At 59.1% G+C, this 3824-nt stretch carries 2 protein-coding genes; one reads left to right on the plus strand and one right to left on the minus strand.

The genetic code is table 11. The annotated features are described in order from the left end of the window. Positions 1-54: 54 nt before the first annotated feature. Entirely contained in the window at positions 55-3021 is a 2967-nt protein-coding gene (locus EV665_RS31835; protein ID WP_015057078.1) for a Tn3 family transposase, read from the minus strand. 165 nt (positions 3022-3186) lie between these two features. Here EV665_RS31835 and EV665_RS31840 point away from each other — a divergent pair, with 165 nt between their 5' ends. Next, positions 3187-3768, plus strand: coding sequence for a recombinase family protein (locus EV665_RS31840; protein WP_024897959.1), 582 nt, complete (start codon positions 3187-3189; stop codon positions 3766-3768). The last annotated feature ends 56 nt before the right edge of the window (positions 3769-3824 follow it).

Genomic DNA, 3824 nt, shown 5'->3' on the forward strand with positions numbered 1-3824 from the left:
GGCGTCACGACACGAAAGTGTTGAATCTGTCCGACTTTTGAGAACGTATGGTGATCACGCTGCGAGGATGGATGTTTCGCGCCGTAGCGGCCTGAGATCGAGGCTTTCCGTCGAGGTCCAGATGTAATCGCCAGTGAGACTGATGTGTTGCCACCCGAGCGGGGTGATGTGTTTGACTAGGTCGGGCGGCGTGGCGATACCCTCCCGGTTGAGTTCGGCGAAGGCCGGTTCGAGATAGAGAGTGTTCCAGTAGACGATGGCATTGATCAGCAGGTTCAGCCCGGACGCCCGGTAGAACTGACTCTCGAAGGTCCTGTCTCGCAGTTCTCCGAGCCGGTTGAAGAACAGCGCACGGGCCAAGGTGTTCTGGGATTCGCTCTTGTTGAGGCCGGCCGTCGCGTTCCTGCGCATTTCGGGGTTCTGCCACCACTGGGGCAGAAAGATGGACCGATTGATGCGACCGAGATCGCGTAGCGCCAACGCCAGTCCGTTCTGGCGTGGGAATGCGGACAGCTTTGCCAACAGGGTCGAAGGCCGAACCTGCCCGGAACGGATCGTCGTGACCAGCCGCAGGATGTCGTTCCAGTTTGCCTTGATCCGCTCGACGTTGATGGGCTCGCCAACGAGCGATGCAAGGTTTTCGGGAGGCGTGTCGCCCGGGAAGAGATAGAGCTTGCGATCCTTGAGACCGCGCAGCCGGGGCACAATCTGGAAACCAACGAGATGGCAAAGGGCGAAGCTCATATCGCTTACCCCGCCGGTATCGACATAGTGGGTTTCGATGGCGAGATCGCTGCCATGATAGAGCAGTCCGTCGAGGACATAGATGGCTTCGCTCGCATTGGCATTCATGGCGATGATGTAGAAAGCGCCGTACTGGTCAGAGGTGAACCGGTAGAACTTGGCGCCGGGGTTGGGACCATAGCGGGCGTTGAGGTCGCCGATCGCCTTGGCGTGTCCGCCCGCCGGAAAATACTGGCCATCGGAGGATGACGTTGTTCCATCGCCCCACAAGCTTGCCAGAGGCAATTGCCTCTGGGCGTTGACGAGAATGGCGTGCGCCGCCGTGTAACCTTCCTCGCGAATATGCCAATCGTGCGCCCAGGCGAGTTGGCGCATCGTAATGCCGGGGGAAACGTCCGCCATTCTCGTGAGACCGAGATTGATGCCGTCCGCCAGGATGGCGGTGAGGAGCGCAAGCTTGTTGTCGGCCGTCCGACCGCTGCGCAGATGGGTAAAGGCGTTCGAAAATTCCGTTCGGTCGTCAACCTCAAGCAAAAGGTCAGTGATGCGGATCGCAGGCAGACGGCTTTCCACCTTTAGCTTCAGCGACTTGGCGATGTCCGGAAACATAGCCTTGTGCGGCGTGACGCTAAACCCCGCCCCGGTCAGTTCTACATCGTCGAGCTCGCCGGCTGCGGCCAGACGGGAGAGGTCAGCCAGTCCATCGTTCAGGAGCTGGCGCTGCTGGCGAAGATACGTCTCGACATCGGTATCAACAGCGATTGGAAGCGGTCCTTCCTCACGCATCAGCTCGAATGTCGGCGTGGGAATGAGAAAGCTTTCGAAAGACTGGAAGCGTTTGGCTCCTTCCACCCAGACATCGCCCGCATCGAGCCGGCGCTTCAATTCGCTGAACAGGCAAAGCTCATAAGCCCTGCGATCAATCTTTCCATCTTGGAGTATGAGAGGCATCCAGCCCTTCGGCGCAAAGGAGATCGGTGCCTTGTCGGGTATGGTCCTTTTGCCCGTACGATATAGACCCGCGACCACGGATAGCGCCCGCAAGAGGTTCGCCGCCACGGCGTGACCGCGGAACACGAGCGTGGAGAGAAACTGTGGCGCCAGTTTCCTGATCGTCGGATAGCGCTGGAGCATTTCGATTTTACCGTCGATAACATCCGGCGCGATCAGCGTATCGACCGCCTGGACACTGGTTGTAAAAGCTGGCCATTGGATGACCCGATCAAGCGCTTTGGCCATGTCCTCACCCTTCTCTCTGGCCTCGATGATCGCATGGCAGACTTTCGAAACGTCCTTCAACGGCTTCTGCACTTCCCGAACGGATCGGGTGACGCGAGCAGCCGCCTGGTTATTGGCTCGCCGCGTCAGGATGCCCATGAGTTTCTTGAACATGTCGATCGCGCAATCGGTGAGATGGCGGGAAAGGTGGAGCACTGTCGCAGCCAGGACAGCATGTCGGCGTTCGGTGTTAAGGTCGCGCAGATGCTGCGCGCTTATTCGCGTCCCCTCTGCAGCAAATTCGTCAAAGACCTTGGCCGGAATGCGATCCATCAACGTCGTCGGCAGGTTCAGAGACCGGAGAAAGCGAATGCGCTCGGCAATTCTGTCGAGGTTGACGGCGGCTGGCGACAATGCCGGTGTTCTCGCCCAGGCAAGGATGGTCACGCTTGTCCCCTCACGCGGATCGAGAAGCTTGTCCAGATCGAGCTTTTGGCCTTCTGAGATCCCGCCGGCCAAGGCCCGATGAGCAATACGAATGCCGCGCCTGATCGCCACATGAATGATGGCTTCGAGCGCCGGCCGCGCTGGCAAGAGGATTCTCCTGCGTCGTAGTTCTTCCACCACCATATCCGCCAATACATCGGCCTGGCGCAGGGTTTGCGCGGCAGGTGTCAGCCAGCCTGTGAGTGCCCGCACGTCCGAAGGCACAAACGGACGCATCTTCATTCTGTCGAAAAGCAGGGCCAGATGCTCGCGCCGCGTCTGCGGGCGCTCGAAATAACGATCGATCTCATGTTGATCGACGCCGATCTGCCGCGCCAGAAATCGTAAGACGCCAGCCGGCAGGACCTCGCCATCCGCAAGCGGTCGGCCCGGATATCGTAGCGTGGCCAGAACACAGGCGAGGCCCAGCCTATTCGAGGTCTTGTTCTGTCGCATGATCAGGTCGAGATCCGATCGATCCAGCGTGTAATGTTTGGCGATCTCCCTTTCGTCATCCGGGATGATCGTCGCCTGTTGCCACCATGCCTCGCTCAGTAGTGCTCTTCGCGCCATTCTCTGATCTTCCCGTTTCGTTGCGGAGAGTGCAGCGAACCGGAAAATGCGTGTCCGACAAACGAACGTTTCGCGGCATCCACAAGTTTTGTCCGCAAACCTTGTCATGAAACGGCAAATCGGACAATGTCCGAATTCAACGGAAAAACGGACAAACCACGTCTCATGACCTCTATCGGCTATGCAAGGGTCTCCACCGGCGAGCAGGACACCGCCCTGCAACTCGACGCTTTGCGCAAAGCAGGTTGTGAAAGGCTGTTCGAGGATAAGGCATCCGGCGTGAAGACTGACCGGCCCGGATTGGCTGAGGCGATCCGCTACGTTCGCGACGGCGATACGCTCACAGTCTGGAAGCTCGACCGCCTCGGCCGGTCGATGAAGCACCTTATCGAGATCATCACCGAACTGGAGGCCAAAGGCGTCGGCTTCCGATCCATCACCGAAAACATCGACACCACGACATCCGGCGGTCGCCTGGTATTCCACCTGTTCGGCGCGCTGGCACAGTTCGAGCGCGATCTGATCCGGGAACGAACACGTGCCGGTCTGCAAGCCGCAGAGGAACGCGGCCGACGCGGTGGCCGACAAGTCGTCGTAACCCCGGAGAAACTTGCCAAAGCCCGCCAGCATCTGGCGGCCGGTTTGAACGTCCGGGAAGCCGCCGCCCGCGTGAAAATCGGGAAAACCGCCCTCTACGAAGCTCTCAGGGCCGAAAAAGCAACGACATCCACGGTTAAACCAACCTGAATTCCGGATACGTTCTTAAAAGTCGGACAGATTCTCCACTTTCGTGTCGTGACGCC

It is taken from the genome of Shinella granuli (genome assembly GCF_004341885.1).
Taxonomy (GTDB): Bacteria; Pseudomonadota; Alphaproteobacteria; order Rhizobiales; family Rhizobiaceae; genus Shinella; species Shinella granuli.